General features: G+C 68.3%; 24 protein-coding genes and 1 pseudogene. 10 read left to right on the top strand and 15 right to left on the bottom strand.

What is annotated here, in order from left to right; genetic code table 11:
• Positions 1-76 precede the first annotated feature (76 nt).
• Positions 77-1,036, top strand: a complete 960-nt coding sequence (locus ACZ6YV_RS22360; RefSeq protein ID WP_465511459.1) for a DUF6528 family protein — start codon at positions 77-79, stop codon at positions 1,034-1,036.
• Between the two features lie 185 nt (positions 1,037-1,221).
• Here the strand turns inward: ACZ6YV_RS22360 and ACZ6YV_RS22355 are convergent, their stop codons facing one another.
• On the bottom strand, positions 1,222-2,211 hold the full coding sequence (locus ACZ6YV_RS22355) for an alpha/beta fold hydrolase (RefSeq protein ID WP_465511458.1): 990 nt from the start codon (positions 2,209-2,211) through the stop codon (positions 1,222-1,224).
• A 78-nt stretch (positions 2,212-2,289) separates the two neighbouring features.
• Complete coding sequence (locus tag ACZ6YV_RS22350; protein WP_465511457.1) at positions 2,290-3,267, bottom strand: GlxA family transcriptional regulator; 978 nt, start codon at positions 3,265-3,267, stop codon at positions 2,290-2,292.
• A gap of 146 nt (positions 3,268-3,413) precedes the next feature.
• Between ACZ6YV_RS22350 and ACZ6YV_RS22345 the strand changes: the two genes are divergently transcribed.
• Positions 3,414-4,043 carry a hypothetical protein gene (locus ACZ6YV_RS22345; RefSeq protein WP_465511456.1) on the top strand — a complete coding sequence of 210 codons (630 nt, stop codon included), beginning with the start codon at positions 3,414-3,416 and terminating at the stop codon, positions 4,041-4,043.
• Between the two features lies 1 nt (position 4,044).
• Here the strand turns inward: ACZ6YV_RS22345 and ACZ6YV_RS22340 are convergent, their stop codons facing one another.
• Positions 4,045-4,860: a helix-turn-helix transcriptional regulator gene (locus ACZ6YV_RS22340; protein WP_465511455.1), complete on the bottom strand. Its 816-nt coding sequence runs from the start codon at positions 4,858-4,860 to the stop codon at positions 4,045-4,047.
• 107 nt (positions 4,861-4,967) lie between these two features.
• On the opposite strand from ACZ6YV_RS22340, the gene ACZ6YV_RS22335 reads away from it, so the two are divergent.
• Positions 4,968-6,581, top strand: a complete 1,614-nt coding sequence (locus tag ACZ6YV_RS22335) for an AMP-binding protein (RefSeq protein WP_465511454.1) — start codon at positions 4,968-4,970, stop codon at positions 6,579-6,581.
• Positions 6,582-6,598: 17 nt separating this feature from the next.
• Here the strand turns inward: ACZ6YV_RS22335 and ACZ6YV_RS22330 are convergent, their stop codons facing one another.
• A complete protein-coding gene (locus ACZ6YV_RS22330; RefSeq protein ID WP_465511453.1) occupies positions 6,599-8,668 on the bottom strand; it encodes an AMP-binding protein in 2,070 nt (689 codons plus the stop codon).
• A 256-nt stretch (positions 8,669-8,924) separates the two neighbouring features.
• Between ACZ6YV_RS22330 and ACZ6YV_RS22325 the strand changes: the two genes are divergently transcribed.
• Positions 8,925-9,665 (top strand): flavin reductase family protein, encoded by a 741-nt coding sequence (locus ACZ6YV_RS22325; protein ID WP_465511452.1) that lies wholly within the window; start codon positions 8,925-8,927, stop codon positions 9,663-9,665.
• Between the two features lie 73 nt (positions 9,666-9,738).
• Here ACZ6YV_RS22325 and ACZ6YV_RS22320 read toward each other — a convergent pair whose 3' ends face one another.
• On the bottom strand, positions 9,739-10,758 hold the full coding sequence (locus ACZ6YV_RS22320) for a P-loop NTPase fold protein (protein WP_465511451.1): 1,020 nt from the start codon (positions 10,756-10,758) through the stop codon (positions 9,739-9,741).
• A gap of 230 nt (positions 10,759-10,988) precedes the next feature.
• The gene (locus ACZ6YV_RS22315; RefSeq protein ID WP_465511450.1) at positions 10,989-11,834 is read right to left on the bottom strand and encodes a P-loop NTPase fold protein; all 846 of its coding nucleotides are present in this window, start codon (positions 11,832-11,834) and stop codon (positions 10,989-10,991) included.
• A 107-nt stretch (positions 11,835-11,941) separates the two neighbouring features.
• Here ACZ6YV_RS22315 and ACZ6YV_RS22310 point away from each other — a divergent pair, with 107 nt between their 5' ends.
• A complete protein-coding gene (locus tag ACZ6YV_RS22310; protein WP_465511449.1) occupies positions 11,942-13,201 on the top strand; it encodes an MFS transporter in 1,260 nt (419 codons plus the stop codon).
• Here ACZ6YV_RS22310 and folE read toward each other — a convergent pair.
• Positions 13,191-13,787 carry a GTP cyclohydrolase I FolE gene (folE, locus tag ACZ6YV_RS22305; RefSeq protein ID WP_378244225.1) on the bottom strand — a complete coding sequence of 199 codons (597 nt, stop codon included), beginning with the start codon at positions 13,785-13,787 and terminating at the stop codon, positions 13,191-13,193. The two genes, ACZ6YV_RS22310 and folE, sit on opposite strands and share 11 nt — an antisense overlap.
• A 120-nt stretch (positions 13,788-13,907) precedes the next feature.
• Here folE and ACZ6YV_RS22300 point away from each other — a divergent pair, with 120 nt between their 5' ends.
• Positions 13,908-14,639 carry a helix-turn-helix transcriptional regulator gene (locus tag ACZ6YV_RS22300; protein ID WP_465511448.1) on the top strand — a complete coding sequence of 244 codons (732 nt, stop codon included), beginning with the start codon at positions 13,908-13,910 and terminating at the stop codon, positions 14,637-14,639.
• On the opposite strand, the gene ACZ6YV_RS22295 is transcribed toward ACZ6YV_RS22300, so the two are convergent.
• Together ACZ6YV_RS22295 and ACZ6YV_RS22290 are read right to left on the bottom strand one after the other, a co-directional pair.
• Positions 14,636-15,085, bottom strand: a complete 450-nt coding sequence (locus tag ACZ6YV_RS22295; protein ID WP_465511447.1) for a carboxymuconolactone decarboxylase family protein — start codon at positions 15,083-15,085, stop codon at positions 14,636-14,638. The genes ACZ6YV_RS22300 and ACZ6YV_RS22295 overlap by 4 nt on opposite strands.
• 75 nt (positions 15,086-15,160) lie before the next feature.
• Positions 15,161-15,856 carry an SDR family NAD(P)-dependent oxidoreductase gene (locus ACZ6YV_RS22290; RefSeq protein ID WP_465511446.1) on the bottom strand — a complete coding sequence of 232 codons (696 nt, stop codon included), beginning with the start codon at positions 15,854-15,856 and terminating at the stop codon, positions 15,161-15,163.
• A 108-nt stretch (positions 15,857-15,964) separates the two neighbouring features.
• Here ACZ6YV_RS22290 and ACZ6YV_RS22285 point away from each other — a divergent pair, with 108 nt between their 5' ends.
• On the top strand, positions 15,965-16,555 hold the full coding sequence (locus ACZ6YV_RS22285; protein ID WP_465511445.1) for a TetR/AcrR family transcriptional regulator: 591 nt from the start codon (positions 15,965-15,967) through the stop codon (positions 16,553-16,555).
• Here the strand turns inward: ACZ6YV_RS22285 and ACZ6YV_RS22280 are convergent.
• The gene (locus tag ACZ6YV_RS22280) at positions 16,552-17,934 is read right to left on the bottom strand and encodes a cytochrome P450 (protein WP_465511444.1); all 1,383 of its coding nucleotides are present in this window, start codon (positions 17,932-17,934) and stop codon (positions 16,552-16,554) included. The genes ACZ6YV_RS22285 and ACZ6YV_RS22280 overlap by 4 nt on opposite strands.
• A gap of 91 nt (positions 17,935-18,025) precedes the next feature.
• Between ACZ6YV_RS22280 and ACZ6YV_RS22275 the strand changes: the two genes are divergently transcribed.
• Entirely contained in the window at positions 18,026-18,640 is a 615-nt protein-coding gene (locus ACZ6YV_RS22275) for a TetR/AcrR family transcriptional regulator (protein ID WP_378244237.1), read from the top strand.
• A 14-nt stretch (positions 18,641-18,654) separates the two neighbouring features.
• On the opposite strand, the gene ACZ6YV_RS22270 is transcribed toward ACZ6YV_RS22275, so the two are convergent.
• Complete coding sequence (locus ACZ6YV_RS22270; RefSeq protein ID WP_465511443.1) at positions 18,655-19,392, bottom strand: glycosyltransferase family 2 protein; 738 nt, start codon at positions 19,390-19,392, stop codon at positions 18,655-18,657.
• Positions 19,393-19,396: 4 nt separating this feature from the next.
• The gene (locus ACZ6YV_RS22265; protein WP_465511442.1) at positions 19,397-20,026 is read right to left on the bottom strand and encodes a class I SAM-dependent DNA methyltransferase; all 630 of its coding nucleotides are present in this window, start codon (positions 20,024-20,026) and stop codon (positions 19,397-19,399) included.
• Positions 20,027-20,160: 134 nt separating this feature from the next.
• Here ACZ6YV_RS22265 and ACZ6YV_RS22260 point away from each other — a divergent pair, with 134 nt between their 5' ends.
• Complete coding sequence (locus ACZ6YV_RS22260) at positions 20,161-20,505, top strand: MmcQ/YjbR family DNA-binding protein (RefSeq protein WP_465511441.1); 345 nt, start codon at positions 20,161-20,163, stop codon at positions 20,503-20,505.
• Between the two features lie 732 nt (positions 20,506-21,237).
• Here the strand turns inward: ACZ6YV_RS22260 and ACZ6YV_RS22255 are convergent.
• A complete protein-coding gene (locus ACZ6YV_RS22255) occupies positions 21,238-21,780 on the bottom strand; it encodes a GNAT family N-acetyltransferase (protein WP_465511440.1) in 543 nt (180 codons plus the stop codon).
• 41 nt (positions 21,781-21,821) lie between these two features.
• Between ACZ6YV_RS22255 and ACZ6YV_RS22250 the strand changes: the two are divergent.
• Positions 21,822-22,103 (top strand): annotated as a pseudogene (locus tag ACZ6YV_RS22250) (IS5/IS1182 family transposase); the annotation flags it as partial.
• A 452-nt stretch (positions 22,104-22,555) separates the two neighbouring features.
• Here ACZ6YV_RS22250 and ACZ6YV_RS22245 read toward each other — a convergent pair.
• Positions 22,556-23,809, bottom strand: coding sequence for an HNH endonuclease signature motif containing protein (locus ACZ6YV_RS22245; protein WP_465511439.1), 1,254 nt, complete (start codon positions 23,807-23,809; stop codon positions 22,556-22,558).
• A 292-nt stretch (positions 23,810-24,101) separates the two neighbouring features.
• Positions 24,102-25,721, bottom strand: coding sequence for a ribosomal protection-like ABC-F family protein (gene abc-f / locus ACZ6YV_RS22240; protein ID WP_465511438.1), 1,620 nt, complete (start codon positions 25,719-25,721; stop codon positions 24,102-24,104).
• Positions 25,722-26,174 lie beyond the last annotated feature (453 nt).

Below are 26,174 nucleotides of genomic sequence, written 5' to 3'. Positions count from 1 at the left end.
CACGGGCCATCTCGTCGACACGCACGTTTCCGATCGCCGCCACCCGCCCGTCATCCTGGGCGGATTCAGTCTCCGTATGAAGATCATGCGGAATTCCTTGGTGGCGCTGGCCATCGTGGGCCTTTCGGTCGCGGCGTCCGCGCCGGCGGTGGCGGACGCGGGCGCACGCGATCGCGGTTCGATCGTCATCACCGAGCAGGCGTCCAAGCGGATCCTGGTCCTGCCTGCCGACCGGGCCTCCTGGCGGGACCGGAAGGTGAGCTGGTCCTGGGCGCCGGGTGCCGCCAACGGGCTGGCGGACCTGGCCGGATCGTGGAGCAACCCGAGCGACGCGAAGCTCGCCGAACGAGGTGGCGAGAAGTACCTGCTCACGTCGGCTTCGGGCGGCTTCGTGGCTGTCGTCCCGTATCCGGCGGGGGACCGGGCGTACTGGGCGGCGAACGTTGGCGGGCCCGCCAACCCGCACAGCATCGAACTGCTGCCTGACGGCAACGTCGCGGTGGCCGCCAGCACCGGCGGCTGGGTACGGATCTACACCGCTTCGCAGGGACAGCGCTCGACGACCTACGCCGAGTTCCCGCTGGTGGGGGCGCATGGCGTGGTCTGGGACGCGGGCCGGAACGTGTTGTGGGCCTTGGGCACCGACTCGCTCGTCGCGTTGGGCGTCGGCGGCACACCCGCCGCGCCGGTGATCACCGAGCAGCGGCGCGTACCGGTTCCGAGCAAGGGCGGACACGACCTTCAGCCGGTCCCGCATCGGCCCGACCTGCTGTGGGTGACCACCGAAGCGGGCGTGTACCAGTTCTCGAAAACGAGCGGCGGGTTCATCCAGCGGTACGCGGGCGCGCGGGAGATCGACCGGCCGCATGTGAAGAGCGTTTCGACGAATCCCCGGACCGGGCAGATCCTGACGGCCTCGATCCAGGACGGGCACTTGTGCACCTGGTGCACGGACACCGTCCAGCTGGCCTTTCCACGCGCCGAGCTGGCGCTGCACGGCGCGTGGATCTACAAGGCCCGCTGGTGGATCGGTTGAGCGGTACTTCCAGTCGAGCGGTACTTCCATGTCGGTACCGGCCGTTCGGGGGGCTGCCCGGCCGGTACCGACACACCAGAGAAGAGGGGCCTCCGTCGCGAGAATGACGCCTGGCCGCGTCTTTCACCTGACCGAGTGAATCGGACGATTCGGAGGGCGCCGTTGACCCAATCGGGGTATACGCCTCACCCGAGGAAGGCCTGCAGCTCGTCGATGACCGTGCGCGGCTGCTCTTCGGCGACGAAGTGCCCGGAGCCGGCGACCTTCCGCACCCGGACGTCGGTGGCCTTGGACGGCAGGACCGCGGCGAGGTAGTCGTAGTTGTACTCCGAGCCCAGCCCCAGCATCGGCACGGTGATCTTCCCGTAGGCCTTCTGATCCTCGATGTCCTTGCCGAACGCCTGGTACCAGCTGTTCCCGGCGCGGATCGCGTCCGGACGGTCGTAGGCGGCGGCGTAGACCGCGCGGTCCCGGCCGCCGATCGAGGCCGGATCGGCCAGCAGATGGTCGAACATCCAGTCGACGAGAAAGCGCGAACGGCCGGCCAGCAGCTGTTCGGGCAGCGTCGCGACCTGGTTGAAGGCGAACCACCAGACGTTCACCGGCTGTCCGGGCGGGGCCAGCATCGGGATCTGGTACAGGCTTTCGTCGGGGTGCGAGACGTCCATGAGCGTGACGGTCTTCGTCGCGTCCGGGTGGTTGGCGGCGAAGCTGAAAGCGACCATGGCGCCGATGTCGTGTCCGGCGATGTGCGCCTGCCGGTAGCCCAGCGCGCGGACGAGTTCGAAGATGTCGCGGGCCATCGTCTTCTTGTCGTAACCGTCCTGCGGCTTGCCCGAGCCGCCCATGCCCCGCAGGTCGACGGCGATCACGCGGTACCGCTTCGCCAGCGTCGGCATGATCCTGCGGTACTGCCACCACGTCTCCGGCCAGCCAGGCAGCAGGATCAGCGGCTCGCCCCGGCCGCCGGCGACGTAGTGCAGCCGGACACCGTTGACCTGGGCGTACTCACTGCGGAAACCGCCGGGCAGGGACCTGGCGAGTTCCGCGTCGCCGGGAGCGCCGGGCTGGCCCGCCTCGGCGATGCCACCCGAGGCCACCAGCGCGGCCGCGGCACCCGCGCCGAGGGCGAGCATGGACCGGCGGTTGAGGAAGGAACGGCTGTCTTCGGTCATGCCATGATCGTGGCCTGGCGGGGTGTCCGACCGTGAGCGGTGTTTTCGCCAACCGGGGTCGGTTTTGAGACAGCCCGGTCAGGCCAGCATGGGTTCGGGGACACCCAGCCTGGTCCCGAACGTCTCCCGGTAGGCCATCGGGGTGACCCCGACCTGACGCCGGAAGTGCGGCCGGAGCGCGGCGGCGGAGGAGAACCCGCAGTACCTGGCGATCTCGTCGACAGGGAGATCGGTGGACTCGAGCAGCTGCTGCGCGCGGATGACCCGCTGGTGGGTGAGCCACGTGCCGGGCGCGGCACCGGTGATCTCGCGGAACCGGCGGTCGTAGTTGCGCCTGCTCATCAGCGCCCGCCTGGCGAGTTCGTCGACCGGGAGCGCGGTGTCCAGCCGGGTGAGCGCCCAGGCCATCGTCTCCGAGACCGGGTCGCCCTCGTCGAGGTCCGGCATCGGCGATTCGATGTACTGGGCCTGCCCGCCGGGCCGGTGCGGCGGGACGACCATGCCTTTCGCCAGCCGGTTCGCCACCTCCGCGCCGCACCACGAGCGGATGAGGTGCAGGCCGAGGTCCATCCCGGCGGCGCCACCGCCCGCGGTCAGGAGGTCGCCGTCGTCGATGTAGAGGACCGATTCGTCGAGGCGGACGGCGGGGAACCGGGCCGCGAGCAGCGGTGCCATCGCCCAGTGCGTGGTCGCGGGGCGTCCGTCGAGCAGCCCGGCGGCGGCCAGCACGAAGGCGCCACTGCACAGTCCGGCCACCCGGGCACCCCGGTCGTGTGCCGCGCGGAGTGCCTCCAGCGCCGCTTCCGGCGGATCCTCCATCGGAGACCGCCAGTTCGGGACGAGCACCAGATCCGCGTCCCGGACGGCGTCGAGGTCCTCCGGGACCGGGACGGTCAGGCCGCCACCCCGCAGGGAGGTGTCCGGCTCGCCGCCGACGACCTTGAGTTCGAGGTCGGGCAGCTCCCCGAAGGCCGAGGCCATCTCGAACACACCGAACGCGAAGGACATCGCACCCAGCGATGCCCCGTTGAAGACCACCACGGCCAGCCGTCTCATGGCCCGATTCTAGAGCTCGTGAGCGGTTAGGACGGTTAGAACCGGCATTACCGCTCACGAGTCTTTACCTGCTGCGGAGCTGGTTTTCGACTGTCCGAAGGGGACGGTAGATTCCTCGGACAGGTTGCTCGGGGAAGGAAGCGTCGATGTCGTATCCACAGGGACCGCAAGGACCGCAGTGGGGGCAGGGTCATCCGCAGCAGGGCCACCCCCAGCAGCAGCCTCCCCAGCAGCAGTACCCGCAGCAGCAGTATCCCCAGCAGGGCTACCCGCCGCCGGGGTACGGCGGGCCGCAGTTCCCGGGGCAGCAGCCGCCGAAGAAGGGCAACGGCCTCTTGATCGGGCTGATCGGCGGCGGCACCGCGCTCGTGGTGGTCGTCTTCGTGATCCTCGCGTTCGTGGCGCCCGGTTTCCTGTTGAGCGACAACAAGTCCTCGAGTTCGGCGAGCGCGACCGAGACTCCGCTCAGCCTCGACTGGGGTCCGGTGCTGGCGGGCAAATTCATGCTCGCGGTGTTCGGCGACGAGCCCGACAAGGCCGCCGAGTCGGCCTGCGCGGACGCAAAGGACAAGGTTCGTACGGCGGCGAAGGAGTACGGCGACCGCAACGCGTCGCTCACCGCGAAAGACCCGCGTGCGGCGGGTCCGGATCTGATCGTGGTGACGATGTCCGGAACGCTGAACTACGAGTCGGAGTTCACCGGGACGATGGAGGTCCGGCGGGAGGCGGGCGACAAGTACTGCATCTCCTCGGTCTCGCCCGTGCCTCCGGGCTGAGTCAGGGGAGCAGACCTGCCCGGCGCGCGTGCGTCACGGCCTGCAGCCGGGAGATCGCGTCGAGCTTGCGCATGGCGTCCCGCAGGTAGCTCTTGACCGTCTCCGCGGTCAGCCCCAGCCGGTGCGCGATCTCGGCGTTGGTCAGCCCGAGCGCGACGAGTGCGACGGTGTCCAGTTCCCTGGGCGCCAGGCGGACCGCCGGGGGAGCGTGGTCGGTCAGGCCCTCGCAGACAGCGTCGAGACGGCCGCGGAGATCGCTGTCGGCGATCTGGCCGGAGAGAACGCGGAGTTCGCCGTAGACCTCGCGTAGCCGTTCGCGCGGCGCGGACTCCTCGTGGTGCCCTGCCAGCAGCTTCATCTCGGCCAGCCGCTTCTCGATCTCGTCCTCGACGGCCAACGCCTGTTCGAGGTCGCGCGCGGCGTGCAGGGCGGCGGTGATCGTCCGGTCGGAGAGCACGGCCTCGTCTCGCAGGCCGCCGTAGAGCACGGCGCGGACGCGACGGCGCACCACGACCGGGATCGCGACCACCGAGTGGATGCCTTCGTCCCGGACCGGTTCGTCGTAGTCGTGACTGATCGTGGTGGCGCTGTGGTAGCCGTTGGCGACGACCGGCCGGGTCAGCGCGAGCGCCTTGCCGCCGAGGCCGAGGCCCGCGCGGACGGACAGGCCGTTCAGGGCGGTGCCGCGGTTGCCGAGGAACGCGGTCAGGCGCATCCGGGGCGAGGTACCGGCGATCCCGGCGAAGCCGACCGGCAGTCCGGTGTCCCGGCGCAGGTCCGAAACCGCGCCGAGGAGCAGGGCGTCGTCGACCGGCATCGGTTCACCTTCCTCGGTGATCCCCCTCGATCGGGGGTGGTGGGCGGATCGGGCCCGCCCGCACGATTCCCGGAACTGTACGCCTTCGGAAGGGTCCGGGAGAAACGATGACCGAAGCTCACGTCCGGCGGTTGATCGAGGTCTACGACGGCGAACGGGCCGGTGCGGCGACGCTGTTGTGCGACAGGCATCCGGCGGGGGCGGTCGCGTTCACCGTGGTCGAAGCGGATCTGACCAGCCGCGATCTCACCTACGGCGAGCTGCGCGAACAGTCGGAACGGTTCGCCGGGGCGCTGCTCGGCCTCGGGGTAGGTCCCGGGGACCGGGTGGCGACCCTGATGGGCAAGTCGGCGGAACTGGTCGTGGCACTGCTCGCGATCTGGCGGCTGGGCGCGGTGCACGTCCCGCTGTTCACCGCGTTCGCGCCGCCCGCGATCGCGTTGCGCGTCACCGGAAACGGCACGAAGGTCGTCATCGCCGACGCGGGCCAGCGGTCGAAACTGGTGCCGTCCGCGGATCTGCCCGCCGACCCCGCGCGGCGGATCGTGGTCGTCGGTGACAGTGACGACGGCGATCTGTCGTTCCGGGAGCTGCTGGCCGACGCCGCGCCGCTGCCGGGCGCCGCGGTGACCGGTGGGTCCGGGGTCCTGGTCGAGCTGTTCACCTCCGGGACCACGGGAACACCCAAAGCCGTCCCGATTCCCCTTCGCGCGCTCGCGGGTTTCCAGGCGTATCAGGACTTCGCCCTCGACGTCCGTACCGACGACGTCTTCTGGAACGCCGCGGACCCCGGCTGGGCCTACGGTCTGTACTTCGCGATCATGACGCCGATGGCGACAGGCAGGCGAAGCTTGTTGCTGCACGCGGGTTTCTCCGCCGAGCTGACGTGGTCGGTGCTGGAACGGTTCGGCGTCACCAACTTCGCCGCCGCGCCCACGGTGTACCGCGCGCTCCGGAACTCGGCCGCCCCGGTGCCGGACGGCCTCCGCCTGCGGCACTGTTCGTCGGCGGGGGAACCGTTGACCCCGGACGTCCTCGACTGGGCCTCGTCGAAGCTCGGCGTCGGCGTTTACGACCACTATGGACAGACGGAACTCGGCATGGTGGTGGGCAACGCGTGGCATCCGGACCTCCGCTCGGAGGTCAAACCCGGCTCGATGGGACGCGTCCTGCCGGGCTTCGCCGTCGAGGTCCTCCGCGAAGACGTCGATGTGGTGGCCGACCCTGGAGAGCGCGGACGTGTCGCCATGGACCTCTCGGCGAGCCCGCTGGTGTGGTTCCGGGGCTACCGCGACGCGCCCGAGAGCACCGCCGCGCGCTTCAGCCCCGACGGCCGTTGGTACTACACCGGCGACGTCGCCGCCAAGGACGCCTCCGGCTACCTGACCTTCGCCTCGCGGGACGACGACGTCATCTTGATGGCGGGCTACCGTATCGGCCCGTTCGACGTGGAAAGCGTTCTGCAGCAGCACGACGCCGTTGCCGAAAGCGCCGTCATCGGTGTCCCGGACGCGCTGCGGGGCGAGGTGATCGTGGCCTACGTGGTGGCGCGGAACGGTACTTCCGCCGATGCCGCGCTGGTGGCCGAACTACAGCAGCTCGTGAAGACCCGGTTCGCCGCGCACGCCTATCCCCGTGAGGTGCATTTCGTGGCCGAGCTGCCGAAGACGCCCAGCGGGAAGATCCAGCGGTTTCTCCTGCGGGAGCGGCACCGGGCGTGATCGGTCCACAAAGGACGTTACTGGTCGATCGGCCAGGTCTCGTCCTTCAGTAGCCGCTTGAGCACCTTCCCGGTCGCGTTCCGGGGCAGCTCCTCCACGAAGTACACGTCGCGCGGCACGGCGAAACGCGCCAGTCGCCGGTGGATGTACGCGCGGACGTCGTCGGCGCTCATCCGGGCGCCGCGTTTCGGGACGATGTACGCCGCGAACCGTTGCCCGAACTCGCGATCCGGCACGCCGATCACGGCGGCCTCGTGGACGCCGGGCAGCGCGACGATGGCTTCCTCGACGGGGCGAGGGGACACGTTCTCCCCGCCGGACACGATCATCTCGTCCGCGCGGCCGGTGACGAAGAGGCGTCCCGACGCGTCCTGGTAGCCGACGTCGCCGGTCGCCATCAGCTCCTCCGCGCGCGGCACGCTGGCGCCGTCGGTGTAGCCCTCGAACAGCATGTCGTTGCCGACGAAGATCTGACCCTCCCAGCCCGGCGGGACCCGGTTGTGGTCGTCGTCGAGGATGGCGACACGGGTGCCGGGCGGACAGCGGCCCGCGGTGGTCGGCGCGGCCCGGAGGTCTTCGGGCGTGGCGATGCTGGCCCACGAAACCTCTGTGGAGCCGTAGAAGTTGTAGAGCACGTCGCCGAAGGTGTCCATGAACTCGGTGACGATCGTCCCCGGCAGCGCGGATCCGCTGCTGGCGACGATCCGCAGCGACGACAGGTCGTACCGGGTGCGGACCCGCTCCGGCAGATCGAGGATGCGCTGCAACATGATCGGGACGGCGAACAGCACACCGCAGCGGTGTTCGGCGATGGTCCTCAGAATCTCTTCGGCGTCGAACCGGCGGATCAGCGACAAGGACGCGCGGACGGCCATCCCGAGCTGCAGGCCGGCGAGCCCCCAGCTGTGGAACAGGGGCGCGGCCACCACGAAGCGATCCCCGCTGTGGAGCGGGATGCGGTCCAGAATGGCGGCCGACGTCGCGAGGCCTTTCGGCGTCGGACGGCGCGCGCTCTTGGGGGTCCCCGAGGTGCCCGAAGTGAGCACGACGAGCCTGCCGGTCCGGTCCGCCGGTTTGAGTTTGGTGGCGGGCACGCCGGCGATCAGCTGGTCGACCGTCGGGTAGCCGTTCTCGGTTTCCGGCCACGTGGACAGTCGCAGGAAGTCGCCGGGAATGCCGGCGATGACCTGTGAGAACTCGTCGTCGGCGAGTACCACGACCGGTTCGTGCAGGCCGATGACGTCCGCGACCGCGCCGGCGGAAAGCCCGGTGTTGAGCAGGATCGCGTCCACGCCGAGTTTGCTGCACGCGATCAGCGACTCGACCATCGTGGCGTGGTTGCGGCACAGCAAGGCGATCCGGTCACGGGAGCGGACGCCGCGTGCCGCGAGCGCGTTCGCGAGCTGGTTGCTGCGGTCCGCCGTCTGCTTGAACGTCCGGATGTCGCGTTCGTCGTGCAACGCGACGTCGTCGGGCACGCGTGCGGCGTTGGCACCGTAGCCGCCGGCGACGGTGGCGCCCCACTGCGACAATGAGGTCAGCTGCCGGGCGATCTTGTCCGGCCGCGCGGCCGCGAGCACACCTGCCTTGATCAACGTGCTCGCCGTGTGCAGCGTGGTGGCCTTGGTATGCGCCGGTTCTTCCTGGGGCGACGCCGCCCGGCCCGAAAGGTGCAGGTCGATCCGCCGGGACAGCGCGCGGATGGTGCGTTTGAACGACGAGGCGGACACCAGATGCGAATTCTTCGCCGGGAGCATCAACTGCGCGACGAGTTCCGTGCCGCCCTCGGGGGCCTGCGTCAGCTCGATCGAGACCCAGTTGCCGTCTTCCTCGACGCCGCACCAGACGACGTGTTCGCCGGGCCGCCAGACCCGGGCTTCGATGTCGCCGACGACCAGGGTGCCCGGCCGCGGTTCCAGCCGGACAAGGCACTTCGGACCGCGCCCGCGTTCGGCGGGCTGCTGGATTTCGCACCAGCTGATCTCGGCGACGAACCTCGAGTAGGACTCGGGATCGCCGATGACTTCCCAAACCTGGCCGGGAGAATGCCCGAGAATCGAGCTCGCCTGGACCACATCGTCTCGCATGCGATTCGCCTCACCACGCGCGTTCGGGTGTTGACCGGGCAGCTGCCGGGCGCCTCCTTCGTCGATCGAGTTCGGCGAACCTACCAGCAATCGGCCGAACGCAATACTCCGAACGACCGCGGGTTCGCGCTCGCCCAAGGGAACCGCTACGGAAAGGGTAAGCGCTCAGACGGCGGGAAGCCGCCTGCGGAAGATGTCGATCGCGACGTCCGATTCACGCCAGCCTCCGGTGCGTGACCCGGCGAAGCTGGCGAACGTGACAGTTACCACGTCGGCGGCCGAGGCCGCGCACACCCGTATCGAGCCCGGAATTCTCTACTTCGGCACCCCTGTGGTGCTCCTCTCGACGGTCGATCAGGCAGGTGCTCCGAACCTGGCTCCGATGTCGTCGGCGTTCTGGCTCGGGTGGCGCGGCATGCTCGGCCTGGGGGCGAAATCCAAGACGGCGCAGAATCTCATGCGCAACCGTGAATGTGTTCTGAATCTCCCTTCCGACGCCATGGCGGCCGCCGTCGACAGGCTGGCCCTGACCACCGGCTCGGATCCCGTCCCTGGCCGCAAGTACGAGCGGGGCTATCGGTACGAAGCGGACAAGTTCGGCAAAGCCGGGCTCACCCCGGTCGCCTCGGAAACAGTCGCGCCGCCGCGTGTCGCGGAATGCCCGGTGACGATGGAGGCCGTCGTCGAGGCCGTGCATCCCCTCGCCGAGGACGACGCGGCGCAACGTGGCGGGATCCTGGTGTTCGAGGTCCGCGTGCAGCGCGTCCACGTCCACGACGACGTCCGGATGCCGGGCACCGACGACCGGATCGACCCCGACCGGTGGCGGCCGCTGATCATGAGCTTCCAGAAGCTCTACGGACTCGGCCCGCAGGTCCATCCGTCGACACTGGCGCAGATCCCGGAGCGGCTTTACCGGGGACCTGACATCGAGCGGTCGCGGAGTCAGTCGTCACGGGCGAACGAGAACCGGTTCACCAACGGCAGCCAGCGTTGATAGGACGCGGCCCGTTCCGGCCACGCTCCGCCGGACAGGCCGCGTTCGAGCTTCGGCCGCAGTTCGTGGTCGTTCAGCCCCGACACGACGTCGAGGGCGCTGTCTTCGGGATCGGTCCCGGCGAGTGTGATGAACCACGAGACGGTCTCCGGATATCCGACGTGGACCGCGAGCAGGACGCGGCCCGCGGCGACCGGATGAGCGGGGCCAGCGTCGGCAGGAAGTCCAGTTCCGCCGGTGAGATCACCAGTCGAGGAGGTCGAACGTCTATTGTGGACTGTTCGGACGACGGTGCCGGTGCTTCTTCGGGTGGAGGAGGGGGCTTCACCGCGACCGGAGCGAGGTCGCCGGTGGCCTGATCCGCCCGGTCGGGCGTGGGCGCCGGTACGGCGTCCTGACCCTCGCTGGCGGCGAGCCCGCGCACGAGCCCCGCGAACCCTGGATCGTCCATGGGGGACAACGTGAACGGCACCTGGAAGATCTTCTCGAGGTAGTTCTCGGCGAAGGTCTCCGGATCGTCGCCGAGCATCTGTTCGTAGTGCTGCTCGACGGCTTTCTTGAGCCACCGGGAGTCGACGCCCACCACGACGACGAACACCGGCAGCGCCAGCAGGAGATGGATGGCTTCGAGCACCTGGACGACGACCTTGGGTGGACAGCGGTCGAGGTCGTCGATGTAGAGCACGGTCCGTTCGATCTTCCCCGACCAGTGTGGTACCTCGGCGAGCATGGTCGCGAAGGTTTCGAGATCCTTGCGCAGCAACGAGACCACGCCCAGATGCTCGACGTAGTCCGAAACGCGGGACTCGGCGAACGACACGAGGTCCAGTCCGGGCGCCAGCTCGGTGACCGCCTTTTCGAGCCTGTCGGACTCGGCGTCCAGTTCGGCCAAGCGCCGCTCGGTCTCTTCGTCCTCTTCGGACGGACCGCCGAGTTTGTCGAGAGCCTCGTGGATCCGGCCCACGCTGGCGCGCATCCGCAGGACGACGGTCACCAGCGAACTCACTACGGTGAGCCCGCCGAGGGCACTGGAAAGCTGCGAGGGGCCGACGAGCAGTGTGACGACCAGGACCGTCACCAGCCCGCCGAGCAAGATGAGCAGGGGAACCGGGTCCTGCCGCAGCCGTCGCCAGAATTCGGCGACGTCCGAACGCAGTCCGCCGGTCTCCTGCGCCAGGCGTTCGAGATCCTCGGCGGTCGGCCGGTCGACACCGAGCTTGGACGCGATCCACGCCTTGTCCGTTTCGGTGAGGCTGTCGAAGACCGCACGGACGTACTCACGCGGCTTCCGCCGCCGTCGCGTCGCTTGTTTCTGCCGGGCCGTCAGGGTTCTGCGTTCGAGCCGGACCGCGCTGAGCCTGCCGAGAAGGGTCTTCTCGGTCTTGCGGCGTTCCGCGAGCGCGTCGGCCTGGCGCTGGAGCAGTAGGAAGACACGGACTTCCCATGCGCACCCGCTGCTGTTTCGGCCTCCTGCGCGGAATCGGCGAGCTCGCGGACGCGCAACTGCATCTGGCGCATGAAGAAGCTCTTGCCGGAACCCCAGCTGCCGAACAGGCCGATCGACAGGGGAGGGGTGATCATCCGGGAGACCACCAGGTCGGCGAGCATGCGCACGTCGGTGCCGATGCCGAGGCGATCGATGCCGTCGTCGGTGTCGGGCCGGTAATCGGCGACATGGGCGGCGAACGGGTCCGCGGTTCTGCTGCGTTCTTCTTCCGAGATCCTGCTCAGGTGGACTGTCGAAGCCCCCAATCCGAGGACTTTCTCCCGCAGGCCTTGATTCTCCCAAGCGCCTTCACCGAGCAGAGCGAGAACTCGCCGTTTCGGGCTCTTCGCGATCCAGGCATCCAGCTCCCCGGCGTTCTGATCGACGATCCGGCCGAACTGCCGATCGAGCCAGACGACCGCCGGATCGTCTTCTCTCGCTGTCAGCTCCTCGATATCCGGCTCGATGATCAGTTCCGTCTCGGGATGGACGGCGGACAGGGCTTCGTACGCGGTTCGCCGTGCTCCCGCGTTGTGCTCGTGCACGACGAGGACGAGCCGCGCGCCGACAAGGAGGCGGCGGAGCCGGCTGTCGACGTCCCGTGGCACGTACGGGCGAAGCTCGGAACCCGACGGTTGGTTCATCAACAGATTCGACGGATCGACGTCGCGCACCAGCACCATCCGTGGTCCCCTCCCAAGGCCGAACGGAAGGGCAGTCTAGAGGGAGCCCCCTCAGCTGTGCGTGAAACTCCGCACCCGCTCAGTCACCGATCGCTACGGTGGATTTCATGACCGGGGAGAGGTTCGACGGCAGGTACGCGAAGATCTGGGCGGCGAGTACGACCTCCGCGTTGGGCAGCGGTCTCGCGACGGTGGCGGCGCCGCTGCTGATCGCCTCCCGTACCGACGATCCACTCGTGGTCTCGGGCGGGTTCGCGGTGGCATGGCTGCCCTGGCTGCTCTTCGCACTGCCGGGCGGTGTGCTGGTCGACAGGGTGGACCGGCGGAAGCTGATGATCACCCTCGACTGGATCCGCGTGCCCGCCGTCGCGGTGCTGGCCGTCGCGATCACGACGGGGGACGTCAGCGTCGCCTTGCTGTACGCCGTCCTCTTCGTGATCAACGCGGGCGAGGTCGTGTTCCGGACGGCGAGCGGGGCGATGCTGCCCTCGGTCGTTCCGAAAGCGTTGCTGGAGCGGGCGAACGGGCGGCTGTACGCGGGGACGACGCTGGCCCAGGGCATGCTCGCGGGGCCGCTGAGCGGCTTCCTGTTCGGCGTCGCGGCGAGCATCCCGTTCTTCGTCAACGCCGGCACGTACGCAGTCAGCGCGCTGCTGCTCGGGCTGATCGGAGGCGCCTACCGAGCCCAGCCCGACAGCGACTCCGGTGACCCCGGCCGGCCGGTGAAGCGGCGCTCGATCCGGTCCGAGGCGGCCGAGGGGTTCCGCTGGCTCGCGGGTCAGCGCCTGCTGCGGACCATGGTCGGGCTGATCGGCCTGCTGAACCTGACGCTCGTCGCGGCCACCTCGGTCCTGGTCCTGCTGGCGAAGGAGCGGCTTCAGCTGGGTTCGGTCGGCTACGGCCTGCTCTTCACCTGCATGGCCGTGGGTGGCCTGCTCGGCTCGCTCATGGGCGACAGGCTGGTCACTTGGTGCACGCCGACCTGGACGTTGCGGATCGGCTTGCTGATCGAAGCGGCGACCCATCTGGTGCTGGCGACGAGCACGAGCGCGGCGGTCGTCGGCGTGACGTTGTTCCTGTTCGGGGTGCACGGCGCGCTGTGGGGCATCGTCGCCAGCTCCCTGCGCCAGCGGCTCACCCCGCCGGACATGCTCGGCCGGGTCGGCAGCACCAGCCTGTTCGTCATCGCGGGCGGCAACTGTGTCGGCGCGCTGCTCGGCGGCGCGGCGGCGTCGAAGTTCGGGCTGACGACGCCGTACTGGGCGGGTTTCGTGGTGGCGGTGATCGTCTCCGCGGTCACCTGGCGGGTGTTCGACCGCGCGGTCGTTTCCGCGGCCTACGCGGCGGAACCCGCTGTCAGCCGTTGATGCCGGTGAGGGCGAAGAACTCCTGGCGCGAACGGGCGTCTTCACGCAGCGTGCCGAGCAGGGTGGAGGTGACCGTGCTCGAACCGGCGGCCTGGACACCGCGCAGGGTCATGCACGAGTGCTCCGCCTCGATCACCACACCGACACCGCGCGGCTCGAGCTGCTCGTCGAGCCAGTCGGCGACCTGTTTCGTGAGCCGTTCCTGAACCTGCGGGCGGCAGGCGAAGTGCTCGACGATCCTGGCCAGCTTGGACAGGCCGAGGATCCGCTCGCCGGGCAGATAGCCGACGTGCGCGACGCCGACGAACGGCAGCAGGTGGTGCTCGCAGACGGACCGGACCGGGATGCCCCTGGCCAGGACGAGTTCGTCGTAGCCCTCGTCGTTGGGGAAGGTCGTGAGGTCGAAAGCACGCGGGGTGAACAGCTCGGCGTACGCGCGCGCCATCCGGCCCGGGGTGCCGCGGAGACTCTCGGAGTCCAGTGAGATGCCCAGTGCGGTGAGGAGGTCGGCGGCCGCGGCTTCGGCGGCCGCCAGGTCCGGCCCCGGCCCGGTTTCGTGCACGACGCGCAAGGCGGGTGTGGACATGAGGCCTCCTAGGCTGACCGCGATCCCCAGTGCTATTCGACTAAGATTTTTGGGCTTTTTACCGCCCGCCGGTTCAGCCTACATGGTAGATCCGCAGTTCAGGATGTTCCGCCGGTTGAGATGGGCGATATCGTGGTGTACGTGACAGTGTCCGATCCGGACGGCCTCGACGTCCCTTCCATCGCCGCGGTGGCGGCGCTCGACGACGACCTCCGCCGGGGCATGTACGCCTACGCCCGGCGCGCGAGGCGTCCGGTCACGCGGGACGAAGCGGCGGCGGCGGTCGGGATCTCCCGCAAGCTCGCCGCCTTCCACCTGGACAAGCTCGTCGCGGCGGGGCTGCTCAGGTTCGGCTTCGCGGCGGGCCCGGTGGTGAAGGTGGGGCGCAGGCCCAAGGTCTACGAACCCGTCGACGAGAGCATCCAGGTGCAGCTTCCCGCCCGGCGGCACGAGGTCCTGGCGGGCATCCTCGCCGAGGCCGTGCTCGCCGAAGGGACCGGAGAGACCGCGCGGGACGCGGTGCGGCGGGTCGCGGGGGAGCGCGGCTTCGCGGCGGGCGAGGAGGAACGCGCGCGGACCCGGCCGGGCAGGCTCGGCGTGGAACGCGCGCTCACCGTGGCCGAAGGGGTGCTTCGCCGCTACGGCTTCGAGCCGAGCCGGGACACCAGGACCTGCGTCCGGCTGCGGAACTGCCCGTTCCACCCGCTGGCCGCCGAGGCCCCGGAGCTGGTCTGCGGGATCAACCAGGCGTTCCTGTCCGGTTTCCTGGCCGGCGTGCGCGCCGGGAACGTGGAGGCGGCCCTCGTCCCCGGCACGGCCGAGTGCTGTGTGGAACTACGGCAGGCGCGCTAGGCGCCGGCGACCTGCCGCGTGGCGACGTTGAGCCGGTTCCAGGTGTTGATGGCGGCGATCGAGAGGACCAGGCTCGAGAGCTGCTTTTCGTCGTAGTGACGAGCCGCTTCGCCCCAGATCTCGTCGTCGACCGGGTCGGCCCGGTCCGCGATCCGGGTGAGGGCCTCGGCCAGCGCGAGCGCCGCCCTTTCGGCGTCGGTGAAGTAGGCCGTGTCACGCCACGCGGCGACGGTGAAGATCCGCTCGTCGGATTCGCCCGCCTTGCGCAGTTCCTTGGTGTGCATCTCCAGGCAGCCGCTGCATCCGTTGATCTGGCTCGCGCGGACGTGCATGAGGTAGTGGGTGGTCTTCGGGACACCGGTGTCCCCGGTCGACTCCGCCAGTGCGATCAGGGCCTTCAGCGTGGCGGGGTTCGCCATCGCGGGGTTCGGGATCCGGGTTTCCATGGTTCGTTCTCCTCCAGGGTTTCCGTCTTGCTTTCACCGCACTGACGGATCCCGGAGGGGAGATGTGACCGGCTCCTACCAAGGCACCACCTTGCCGTAGAGGTCGAGGAACTGAAGACCCGGCGCGCCCGCCTGCGCTTCGAGGACGTCGACGACGGCGGGCATGCTCTCCTCGGCGGTGAGAGGAGCGCCAGGGCCGCCGAGTGGCGTCTGGTTGTGGCCGGGGTGGATGAGGAGTTTGGTCTGTCCGTCCTCGGCGTACCGGGTGGCGTAGCTGCGCATCAACTGGTTGAGCGCGGCCTTGCTGGCCTTGTACAGCTCGAAGCCGGGCCTGGTGTTCAGCGAGACGCTGCCCTGCCTGGAGGACATGATCGCGACGGTGCCGCCGGGCGCGACCAGGTCGCGGAGGGTTTCGAGGGCGCGCAGCGGGCTCAGCGCGTTGGTGATCATCACCTCGGCGAACGTCTCGGTCGAGACCTCGGTGAGCGGCAGGTTCCCTCGATCGATCGCGGCGTTGACGAAGAGCAGGTCGAGCTCGACGCCGTCCAGGCGCTCGCGCAGTGCGGCCAGCTGGTCGTCGCTGGTCATCTCCAGCGTTTCGACCCGCAACCGTCCGTTCGAGGCGTCGGCCTTCTCCTGCAGCTCGCCGCCGTTCCGGCGTGCCGTGGCGATGACCCGCCGGCCGCGCCGGGTGAGCTCTTCGGCGAGGACGAGCCCCAGGCCACGGGAGGCACCGATGACGAGTGCTTGGCGTTCAGGGTTGTCGGACACGAAAATCTCCTTGGTGATCGGGTTTTATCTAGACGCGACGTTGCGTCTAGACGGTAGCACGACACCTGACGCCCAACCGCGGCCGCGTTGACCGGTACTGTGGTCCACATGCCCGCCGTGAATTCGCAGCCCCGCAGGGCGCGCTCCGGCAATCAGCGCGACGAAGCGGCCCGCCTCGCCGTGCTCCATGCCGCGGACGACCTGCTCGTCGAGCACGGTTTCGCCAAGCTGACCATCGAGGCGATCGCGCGCGAGGCGGGCGTCGCCAAGCAGACGATCTACCGCTGGTGGCCCTCGAAGGTCGAGATCCTTCTCGACACGCTCATCGAGGACAGCGAGAAACGCTTCCCGGTCCCAGCGGAGAAGTCCACGGTGGACGCGATCCGCGGCTACTTCCGTGGGTTCGCGCGGTTCGTCACCCGAGACCCGGCGGGCAAGGTTCTGCTCGCGCTCATCGCCGAGGCGCAGCACAACCCCGAAACGGCCAAGAGCCTCCACGACCGTTATCTCGACCCGCGACGAGAGCTGGAGCGTGACCTTCTCACGCGCGGAATCGAGGCAGGCGAGATCTCGCCCGCGCTCGACGTCGACGCCGCGATCGACGCCGTCGCCGGCCCGATCGTCTTCCGGGCCCTGACGGGGGCGAGTGTTCCCCGTGCTCTGGTGGACGCCCTCTTCGACGGCCTGTTCAAGCCTTAGGCGGTCACGGCGACCGACGCCCGGTCGCGGAGTGAGACGTCCAGCTTGAAGCCCTCCGGCTTCAGCGTCAGCAACTCCTGCACCTTTAGCCGGTAGGACGGGTCTCCGCGCAGGTCGTACCGGCTCAGCAGCATGCCGAGCACCAGTGTCGCCTCGTGCAGGGCGAACTGCCGTCCGATGCAGGCCCGCTCCCCGGTGCCGAACGGTTTGTAGACGTGCGCCGGGCGCGCGCGGTTGCGCTCCGGGCTGAAGCGGTCCGGGTCGAACGACTCGGGGTCTTCGCCCCAGACGGGATCCCGGTGCAGCGACGGGATGAGGACCAGCGCCCACTGTCCCTTCTTCATCGGGTACTCGCCGCCGACGACGGTGTCCACCTGGGCCTGGCGGGCGAAAGCGGGTGCCGTCGGCCAGAGCCGCAGCGCCTCGTCGAGCACTCGCCGGACGTAACGGAGCTTGGCGACCTCCTCGTAGGACGGGTCCGGGTTCTCGCCCCAGACCTTGTCCACTTCGGACTGCGCGCGAGCGAGGACGTCCGGGTTCCGGGCGAGGTAGTACAAGGCGAACGACAGTGCGCCCGACGTGGTTTCGTGCCCCGCCACCAGGAAGGTGATGATCTGGTTCCGGATGTTGACCTCGTCCAGCGCCTCGCCGGTGCTCGGCTGCGTGGTGTTCAGCATGAGCCCGAGCAGATCGTCTGTGCTCGTGTCGTGCCGGCGCGCCTCGACGACCTCGGCGACGACGGAATGCAGGAAGGCGAGGTCGGCTTCGTTGCGCTGGTTCGCCTTTCGGCTGAGGAGCGGGCCGATGACCGGCGGCTGGATCGCCGTCCGCTGCGCGTGCCGCAGCGTGCGGACCATCGCGGCGACGAACGGATGCGGTTCGGCGCGCTCGAACGACGAGAAGCTGTAGCCGAAGCCCGTCCGCCCGATGGTCTCCAGCGTCAGCTTCGTCATGTCGTCCGCGACGTCGACCTCGCCGCCCTTGTCCCAGGTGTCCAGCAGGTCGCGGGTGATGTCCAACATCGTCGGGTGGTAGCGCTGCATGGCGTTGCGGCTGAACGCGGGCGCGAGGATCTCGTGCGCGCGCCGCCAGTTCGGCTCTTCGTTGTTCGCGGTGAACAGCCCGTCGCCGCCGAGCGGGCGCAGGTTCGAAATCGCGGGCGTGACGTGTTTCGCGAACCGCTTCTCGTCGGAGAGGTCCGCGACCATCCCGGCGCCGTGGACGAACACGATCTTGCGGCCGAACACCTTGCGCTCGAAGACGGGCCCCAGTTCGGCGGCGTGCCGCATCGAGTCCTGGACCGGGGTCTTCGGCGAAACGCCGAGCACGTCGCCGACCAGCGGGATCCGGCGCGGGGGATGGGGGAGTGCGGTGGCCATCGGGCCCCTCCAGGGTGAGCGCTGTTGAATCGGCATCCAATAGCGAGCGTGGCCTGTTACTGAACTCATGTCAAGTAAGTACGATGCTCAAATGGCGTCGAGTACTTCCGGGAGGCCCCGCAGCAGGCTGAGCACCGCCGAGCGGCGGGAACAGCTGCTGCGGATCGGTGCCCGCCTCTTCGCGGACCGGCCGTACGACGACGTGTGGATCGAGCAGGTCGCGGACATCGCCGAGGTGTCCCGGGGGCTGCTCTACCACTACTTCCCGACGAAGAAGGACTTCGTCACCGAGGTCATCAAGGCCGAGGGCGAACGCCTGCTCGACATGACCAGGACCGATCCGACGCTGCCGGTCGCCGAGCAGCTGATGGCCGGCCTCGACGAGTACCTGCGCTACGTCGAGGCGAACGACGACGGCTACCGGGCCCTGCACGCGGGCACGGCGATCGCGGTCGAGGAGGTCCAGGGGATCCTCGACCGGAACTTCGCCGAGCAGGGCCGCCGGATCCTGGCGGTGCTGTGCCCGGACGGCGAGCCGCCGGAGACCCTGCGGGTGACCGTCCGCGGCTGGCTGGCCTTCGTGGTCGCGGTTTGTCTCGACTGGCTCAAGTACCGGCGGCTGACCCGGGACCAGACCCGCGACCTGTGCGCGAAGGCGCTGCTCGACATCGTCGCCGCGTCGCCGGACGTCCGCATCGAACTCTGATTCAGGTCAGCGGGTCACGATGCCCTCGATGCCAGCATGATCTCCGCTCGTTCCCCGATCAGCTTCATCCGCGCCAGGCGCTCGCCGTCGTCGTTGTGCGCGGCGGACTTCGTCACCTGCCCCGGCCATTTTCGGTAGAACATCCCGCAGGTCGCCAGGAAGTAGCCGTCGGCGGACGCGTTCGCGGCGAGCACCAGCCCGGTGTCCTCCGACGCGGGCAGCGCCATCCAGCCGCCCAGTTCCAGCAGCAGCCCGCGGCGGATGCACAGCGTCCCGGCCACCACCGAGGACAGGTAGCCGTTTTCCCGCCAGTACCGGAGGATCGCGCCGCGCTCGATCGGCCCCTCCGCCGGATCGCTGTCGAAGCCGATCTTCGTCCCGTCCGGCAAGAGGTCGAGCACGCTCGACACGGTCCAGCCGATCGCGGGATCCCCGAGTGCGGCGATGTCGCGGGCGAGCGCGCCCGGCGCCAGCAGATCGTCCGCGTCGAGCGCCTTGATCAGGCTTCCGGAAGACCGCGCGAGCGCGAGCATCCGCGCCACGCCAGGCCCGCCCTGTCGCCCCGTACCCGGCCGGATCCGCTTGTCGCGGGGGAGCACGGCGTCGAGCAGGCCGGTCTCGCCGTCCTCCTGCACCAGCCACTCCCACGTCCAGCCCGCCGGGAGTTCCTGGGCGGCCAGCGACGCGTGGGCTTCGGCCAGGAACGGCACGCTCGGCCGGTGTACCGGGGTGATGACGCTGAGGACGGGCACGGGATCAGCCCGGACGGCGGGCGGTGATCAGCAGGTGCTCCTCCGGGGGCGTGCCGGGCTCGTCCGCGGTGAAGACCTCCGAATGCGTCCCGGTCACCTCCAGCCCGGCCGCTTCGACGCGGCGGACAAGGTCGTCCGGCGAGAAACTGGTCTCGAGGAAGGTGTGGCCGAAGAACTCCGCGGGCACGTCCTCGGCGTCCCGCGGCACGGTCACCAGCGCGAAGTGCCCGCCCGGCACCAGCCACCGCGCGATGTCGGCGAGCACCTTTTCCGTGTCCGCGCGCGGCATCTGCAGAAACGGGAAGAAGGCGCAGACGGCCTCCCAGGACTCAGGCTGCGAGGTCCATTCACGCACGTCGGCGTGAACGAAGGTGGCGGCGGGAACCTGCTCGCGGGCGAGGTCGATCATCACCGGGGAAACGTCGAGCCCGGTCACCCGGTGCCCGGCCGACGACAGGTCCTCGGCCACCGGCCTGCCGGTCCCGCTGCCGATGTCGAGCACCCTCGACGAGGGCGGCAACGTGTCCAGCAGTTGGCGTACCGCCTTGTCGACCACCGGCGCCCGCCCGAAGACGTCGTCGTAGGCGGAACCGATGGCGTCGAACAGTTCCGCAGCCGTGACCGGTCGGTCCATTTCACAGCTCCCCGGCGTCGAGTGGATCTCCTCGCACATGGTAGCCAGACCCTCCGCCGGGAGCCGGGACGGCGAGTACAGGGCGCCGCCTAGACTGTGCCTGTTCAGGTGATGGGGATTCCGGGGGTTTCACGATGAGTGTGGCGAGTGCCGAGTTCCATCGGATGCTGAAGGCGCTCGCCGACGTCGAACGCTCCGACGCGAAGGAGTGGGAGTCCTACAGCGTCCGGGGGAAGCGGTTCGGCTACTACTGGCCGAGGACCCAGACCGTCGGCCTGAAACAGACACTGTCCGAACAGGAGGCTCTGGTGTCGGAGCGTCCGGACGTGTTCGAGGTGCAATTCACCGTCGGGGGATTCGGCTGGGTGGTCGTACACCTGGACGGCATCGAAGCCGACGAGCTGACCGAGCTGGTTTACGAGGCGTGGCGGCTTTCCGCGCCGGAGGAACTGGTGGACCAGGTCCCGCCGCCCTGCTGACGATTACTGCGATCGTGTGTTGACGCGCGTCACTTTTCGGCGCGGAACATTTCGCGGGCCGGTGCGTTGTAGAGAGTGTCGGTACGGATGGTGCCCCCGGGCCTCAACCTTCGCCTTCATGGAATACCGGTTCGGCCGGAGTCATGTTGTGCCTTTCGCCGAGAGGCGGCCCACCGTATCGACCTCCAGCTCCCGCTTCCGCTCGCAGGTAACCCCCAGACCTTCGCTGAGCGGGAGCGGGTCTTTTTTGTTTTTGGCGCTTAACGCACGTCACTGTTTCGTAAGGTCTTCGCGGGAACATTCACGGGTGTCGAGGCGTTATAGAAGTGACCGGTCTTTTTGCGGCCCACTCGTGGGTTGTGCGCGTCACAGCGGTTCGGGATCGGTACCGGGGAACATTTCCGACGGTGGTGCGTTGTAGAGAGTGTCGGTACGGATGGTGCCCCCGGGCCTCAACCTCCGCCTTCACGGAATACCGGTTCGGCCGGAGCCGTGTCGAGCCACTCGCCGAGAGGTGGCCCACCGTACCGGCCACAAACTCCCGCTTCCGCTCGCAGGAACCCCCAGCCTACGCTGAGCGGAGGCGGGACCTTTTCATGAATGGCGAGAGCTTTCGGTTTCTCTCGCTGATTGATCACGGTCCCGATGGGTGCTCATTTGTGATCACTGCCGTGATCCGGGCTTTCGGCAGTGAGCCTTTCCGACCTCACTCTGAACAGGTTGGGGGAGTGCTCATGGCGTACCGGGACGATGCTCTGAGCGGAGCAGACCGTAGACGAGCACATCGACATACTCGCCGTGGTAGAAGGACCTGCCGTGCATGATCCCTTCCCGGCGGAACCCCAGGCGTTCGAGGGCTTTCTGCTCGCCGAGGTTACCGCCATTGGTGAGGGCTTCGATTCTGTTCGCGGTCGTGCGGCCGAACAGGTAGTCCACGAGTAGCCTTTGCGCCACCGTGCCCACCCCCTGTCCACGATGCTCGGGTAGCACCCCCACGCCGATCTCGTAGGTGACACCCGAGGGGAAGCCGCGGGGCTTCCAGGTGGCGATGCCGATAACCGTGTCGTCGGCCCGCGCGATCGCAACCGCCGCGGACTCGGCGGAGATGTACCCGTCGATCTCCCATCGCTTGCGGCGTGCCCTCGGATCACCGAATCCGGGCCACTCGAACTCGCCGAGCGCATCGGGATCCGTACAGAGGCGGTCGAGAAAGGCGAGGTCGGCCTCGGTGAACGCCCTCAAGTGGACTTTGTCCGGGTGGTTCGCTGGAGTCATGAAGGCCAGTATCGCACCCGGAACATCAACCGTCAGGCTACCGGTGCACCGCCAGGCACTGCTCGTACTCCGGAAAGCACCGCAAACACGGGATGCACGTGCAGGGTCCTGGCCGATCCGCTCGGCCGTCTGTTGTGCACGACATCAAGGCCGCCCGTGCCCACGAGATAGCGGCCAACCGCTCACACACCCGGATCCGGGCGGCCAACACAGCCCTGAAGGGTTGGCGTCTCCTGCGCAAGCTCCGGCGCAGTACCACCCGGATCGCCAGCCCGGTCAAGGCCGTGACGGTCCTTCACAATGTCACCAGGACGGGAAGTTGAGTCAAAGCATCTATGGCCTGGCGTAATCGCAGTGCGATGCGATCACGGGGAACCACCTTGGGTGCGGCCGGTATCGGTGGCGTCATACAGGCACGCCTCGCTACCGTGCACTGCACGTCGAGAAGAGCGCGACCGCTGCAGCGTTTCTTGCGCGCGCCAGGAGGTTTCGCGGCACGCTGACCTGTACAGGGTCAGACATCGGTCACGGTATGGAGCGGGTGCCGGTACGTGAGTCGCCAGTCCCGCGTCCGGACGGGTCGTGCTTGTCGTAGCCCAGGTGATCTCGCCGCCCGGCGCGAGTTCTGGCAGCCGCTCTCCCGAGTCCTCAGCGTTCTCCACGCCGAACGTTTTACAGTCCCTGCCAGGATCTGGCGACTTTGCTCGGTGTCTGTGGGCATGGTGAGGGGCCCGTCGCCGTGTTGGCTGGCGGGCTCCTCGGGTCATGCAGGGGTTCAGGCGCGCTGAAGGATATTGCGCCGGGTTCTTCGTAACGGATCCAGATACTGAGGCGGGATGAACTCCGGTAACCCATCGGCCGCCATCCGGACTTCCCAGTCACCGTGATGGATCAGCCGGTGGTGAAAACCGCACACCAGCACCAAGTTACGAAGATCTGTGGGGCCACCGTCTGCCCAGTGATGAATATGGTGGGCGTGACAGTTCCTGGGTCGTCGATGACACCCGGGGAAGGCGCAGCCCCGGTCCCGGATGTTCAATGCCCGGCGTTGGCCGGGGGTGACGAACCGTCGTAGGCGTCCCACGTCGAGGGGTTCTCCGGCGGCGTTGAGCACGATGGGGAGCATGAGGCAGTCGCAGGCGGCCATCCGTGCTTCGCGGGCGGTCATGGTCCCGACGAAGTCGAGGCATGCCTTCCCGATCCCGGACTTCAACTCGTCCAGGCCGATCGTCACGTGCACGAGGGTTCGGTAGCCGTTGGTCCCGGGCTGGTCGGGGCAGGCGATCGCGAGGTCGAGGAGTTCGGCCCAGGCGTCACCCAGGCGTTCGCATTTCATGCGCAGGTCGGCTTGCCCGAACTCGTCCACCGGCCGCGGTGTCGCGTACGCCTCCAGGGTGGCAGCGGTACGGGCGCCCAGTTCGTCGTCGAGCAGCCCGGTGAGTTTCCAGAACCCGTCCCGGCGGCGTTGAAGGGTGACTTCCCGGCGTGGTTCGGCAGGCTCTGGATCCTTCGGTTCGTTCCCGTCGGGGTCGAGCCAGCCGAGGATGTCCTCCTCGGCCTTCGCCAGTTGCCGGGGGCCCGCGTTCCGGGCCAGGTCGGCCAGGATCTTCTCCGCGCTCTGACGGTCCTCTGCTGAGGTGTCGGCTGGGATCCTTTTCAGGATCTGCAGGATCTGCTCGATACGGTGCTCACCGATCGCACCGTCAGCAGCCGCGGCACCTGTGGCGGGAGCGACCGCCGGGACCTCGGTGCCGTCCAACGCGCGGGTCGGGTTCACCGCGATCGCCCGCTTCACGATCGGGCCCGCCTCACCCCGCGACAACCGTGCCACATCAGCGAACCACGCCGCCGTCGACCCATACCCGAACAAGTCTTTGACGCCCCGAGACTCCACTTCCGCCAAGTACTGCCCCAACCCGGCGGACGCGACACGCATCACCTGCAGGAACTGCTGCACGCCATGCGCAAGCTCCAGCTTGCCGGCGCGCCACAACTCCTGCGGCAACTCGGGAAGAACAGTCTCGGACACCCCTCCATAATACGCCACATGAGTCGAACATGTGTTCGTAATTTTAAGTGACAATGAAACGGGATTATCGACACCTAAAGAGTGATGATCAACCTCCAGAATTCGCGTGGCCGAGGGTCGGTTATCGGCCGCCGTTGTCAAGCTTATATAGGTGGTACTCAAGTGCGACTCGAATATCCAGGCGCGCGAGAGACTGGGCGTCCCTCGCAACGAACTTCCCCCGTAGCACGTGAACCCCTTCCGAGTGCGCCTCGCACCGAGGTATGGCGAAAAGCGAGCAAGGGCGGGACGTTCAGTACTCCGCGAGCACCCCTTCTGTCAACCGAATCCGCCGATCCACCTTGATTTCCGTCAGGAACCGTTCATCGTGACTCACGACCACGAAAGCCCCTTGATAAGCGCCGAGCGCGCTCTCCAGCTGGCCGACACTGACCAGGTCGAGGTTGTTGGTCGGCTCGTCGAGCAGTAGCAACTGCGGCGCGGGCTCGGCGAACAGCACGCACGCGAGGGTCGCGCGCAGGCGTTCGCCACCGGAAAGCACGCCGACGGGAAGCTGGCTTCGCGCGCCCCGGAACAGGAACCGGGCGAGCAGAGTCATGCGTTGTGACTCAGGCAGGTTGGGTGCGAACGTCGCGAAGTTCTCGGCGATGGTCCGGTCCAGATCCAGCAGATCCAGTCGCTGCGACAGATACGCGATCCGGCCCTCGGCGCGTTTGAGCACACCGCCGGACGGCTCCAGGTCTCCCTTGAGCAGCCGCAGGAGCGTCGACTTGCCGGTGCCGTTGCCGCCGGTCAGCGCGATCCGCTCGGGGCCGCGGATCGTCAGGTCGACGCCGTCGTCCGCGAAGACGTTCCGGTCGCCGTAGCGCACTTGGATGTGCTCGCCGTGGAACATCGTGCGCCCGGACGGGACGTTGGTGCCCGGCAGGATCAGCGCGATCTTCTGGTCGTCGCGAAGAGAGCGTTCGGCCTCGTCGAGGCGGCTTTTCGCGTCGTTCACGCGTGCGGAGTGCGTCTCGTTCGCCTTGCCCGCGGATTCCTGGGCGTTGCGTTTCATGGTGCCGGCGAAGATCTTCGGCAGCCCGGCGTTGCCGAGGTTGCGGGCCGCGTTGCCCGCCCGCCGCGCGGCTCGCTCGCGGGCCTGCTGCATCTCCCGTTTCTCGCGTTTGACGTCTTGCTCGGCGCTGCGGACGTTGCGCTCGGCGACCTCGCGCTCGGCCTTGACCGCGGCTTCGTACTGGGTGAAGTTCCCGCCGTGGTAGCGGAGATCGCCGCGGTCGAGCTCGGCGATCCGGTCCATCCGGTCGAGCAGTTCCCGGTCGTGACTCACCAGCAGCAGGCAACCGGACCAGTCTTCGAGTACGCCGTAGAGCTTGCGTCGGGCGTCGAGGTCGAGGTTGTTGGTCGGTTCGTCCAGCAGCAGGATGTCGGGCCGTTTCAGCAGCTGCGCGGCCAGGCCGAGGGAGATGATCTGCCCGCCACTCAACGTGCGCAGGCTCCGGTCCAGTGAAATGCCGTCGAGGCCGAGCCTGTCGAGCTGGGCGCGGGTGCGTTCCTCGATGTCCCAGTCGTTGCCGATGGTGGTGAAGTGCTCGTCGCTCGCGTCACCGGACTCGATGGCGCTCAGGGCCGCGAGCTGCGATGCGATGCCCAGCACCTCGGCTACGTCCAGGTCCGCGGCGAGCGGCAGTGACTGCGGCAGGTAGCCGAGGACGCCCTGGGCGGAGACGGTCCCGGAGATCGGCCGCAGCTCGCCGGCGATCAGTTTGAGGAGCGTGCTCTTGCCCGCCCCGTTGGGGGCGACCAGGCCGGTGCGGCCACCGGGCACGGTGAAGGACAGGTCGTCGAAGACCGGGGTGTCGTCCGGCCAGGCGAAGGACAGGGCGGACACGACGACGAAGGCGTCTGACATGGAAATGACCTCGTGAAAGACAGCGGGCACGCTGAAGCGGCACCGCGGCGGACGTGGCTTTGAGGGGACGACGAAATGGCCACATCGGCGTCAGCGCCGGTGGCCTGGCAACTCCGGCTCACCCGGAGATGTCGTCTTCACCTGCCACGTCTGGTCTCCCTGCTCGTCGATCAAGCTGCGCGTCCACCATAACAAGACCGGCCGGAGCGGGGCCACCGCAATCCCTTCGCGTGGCTCCGGTAAAGCGTGGACAAGAGACCATTGAATGCGAATTCCGGTTCTTATTCGTTTGTTCGCGACGATTCCCGATGATCGGTACGTGTGATGTGGATCATATTCATTGAGGGGTGGAGGTGGCACTTCTAATGTTCGTCAGGTGACGGTTTCCGCGACTGGGAGATCATGCGATCCGTCACCATTCATTTCCTTGATCTGGGAGGTTCTTCGATGATG

It is taken from the genome of Amycolatopsis sp. NPDC102522, from assembly GCF_055584485.1.
Note: the sequence above shows the minus strand (reverse complement) of the source record. Positions and strands in the feature narration are given on the sequence as shown.

What these genes read in the sequence shown, in the direction of transcription:
- ACZ6YV_RS22360 (WP_465511459.1), top strand. Translation starts at nt 77, where the DNA reads ATGAAGATCATGCGGAATTCCTTGGTGGCGCTGGCCATCGTGGGCCTT.
- ACZ6YV_RS22355 (WP_465511458.1), bottom strand. Translation starts at nt 2,211, where the DNA reads ATGACCGAAGACAGCCGTTCCTTCCTCAACCGCCGGTCCATGCTCGCC.
- ACZ6YV_RS22350 (WP_465511457.1), bottom strand. Translation starts at nt 3,267, where the DNA reads ATGAGACGGCTGGCCGTGGTGGTCTTCAACGGGGCATCGCTGGGTGCG.
- ACZ6YV_RS22345 (WP_465511456.1), top strand. Translation starts at nt 3,414, where the DNA reads ATGTCGTATCCACAGGGACCGCAAGGACCGCAGTGGGGGCAGGGTCAT.
- ACZ6YV_RS22340 (WP_465511455.1), bottom strand. Translation starts at nt 4,860, where the DNA reads ATGCCGGTCGACGACGCCCTGCTCCTCGGCGCGGTTTCGGACCTGCGC.
- ACZ6YV_RS22335 (WP_465511454.1), top strand. Translation starts at nt 4,968, where the DNA reads ATGACCGAAGCTCACGTCCGGCGGTTGATCGAGGTCTACGACGGCGAA.
- ACZ6YV_RS22330 (WP_465511453.1), bottom strand. Translation starts at nt 8,668, where the DNA reads ATGCGAGACGATGTGGTCCAGGCGAGCTCGATTCTCGGGCATTCTCCC.
- ACZ6YV_RS22315 (WP_465511450.1), bottom strand. Translation starts at nt 11,834, where the DNA reads ATGGTGCTGGTGCGCGACGTCGATCCGTCGAATCTGTTGATGAACCAA.
- ACZ6YV_RS22310 (WP_465511449.1), top strand. Translation starts at nt 11,942, where the DNA reads ATGACCGGGGAGAGGTTCGACGGCAGGTACGCGAAGATCTGGGCGGCG.
- folE (WP_378244225.1), bottom strand. Translation starts at nt 13,787, where the DNA reads ATGTCCACACCCGCCTTGCGCGTCGTGCACGAAACCGGGCCGGGGCCG.
- ACZ6YV_RS22300 (WP_465511448.1), top strand. Translation starts at nt 13,908, where the DNA reads ATGGGCGATATCGTGGTGTACGTGACAGTGTCCGATCCGGACGGCCTC.
- ACZ6YV_RS22295 (WP_465511447.1), bottom strand. Translation starts at nt 15,085, where the DNA reads ATGGAAACCCGGATCCCGAACCCCGCGATGGCGAACCCCGCCACGCTG.
- ACZ6YV_RS22285 (WP_465511445.1), top strand. Translation starts at nt 15,965, where the DNA reads ATGCCCGCCGTGAATTCGCAGCCCCGCAGGGCGCGCTCCGGCAATCAG.
- ACZ6YV_RS22280 (WP_465511444.1), bottom strand. Translation starts at nt 17,934, where the DNA reads ATGGCCACCGCACTCCCCCATCCCCCGCGCCGGATCCCGCTGGTCGGC.
- ACZ6YV_RS22275 (WP_378244237.1), top strand. Translation starts at nt 18,026, where the DNA reads ATGGCGTCGAGTACTTCCGGGAGGCCCCGCAGCAGGCTGAGCACCGCC.
- ACZ6YV_RS22265 (WP_465511442.1), bottom strand. Translation starts at nt 20,026, where the DNA reads ATGGACCGACCGGTCACGGCTGCGGAACTGTTCGACGCCATCGGTTCC.
- ACZ6YV_RS22260 (WP_465511441.1), top strand. Translation starts at nt 20,161, where the DNA reads ATGAGTGTGGCGAGTGCCGAGTTCCATCGGATGCTGAAGGCGCTCGCC.
- ACZ6YV_RS22255 (WP_465511440.1), bottom strand. Translation starts at nt 21,780, where the DNA reads ATGACTCCAGCGAACCACCCGGACAAAGTCCACTTGAGGGCGTTCACC.
- abc-f (WP_465511438.1), bottom strand. Translation starts at nt 25,721, where the DNA reads ATGTCAGACGCCTTCGTCGTCGTGTCCGCCCTGTCCTTCGCCTGGCCG.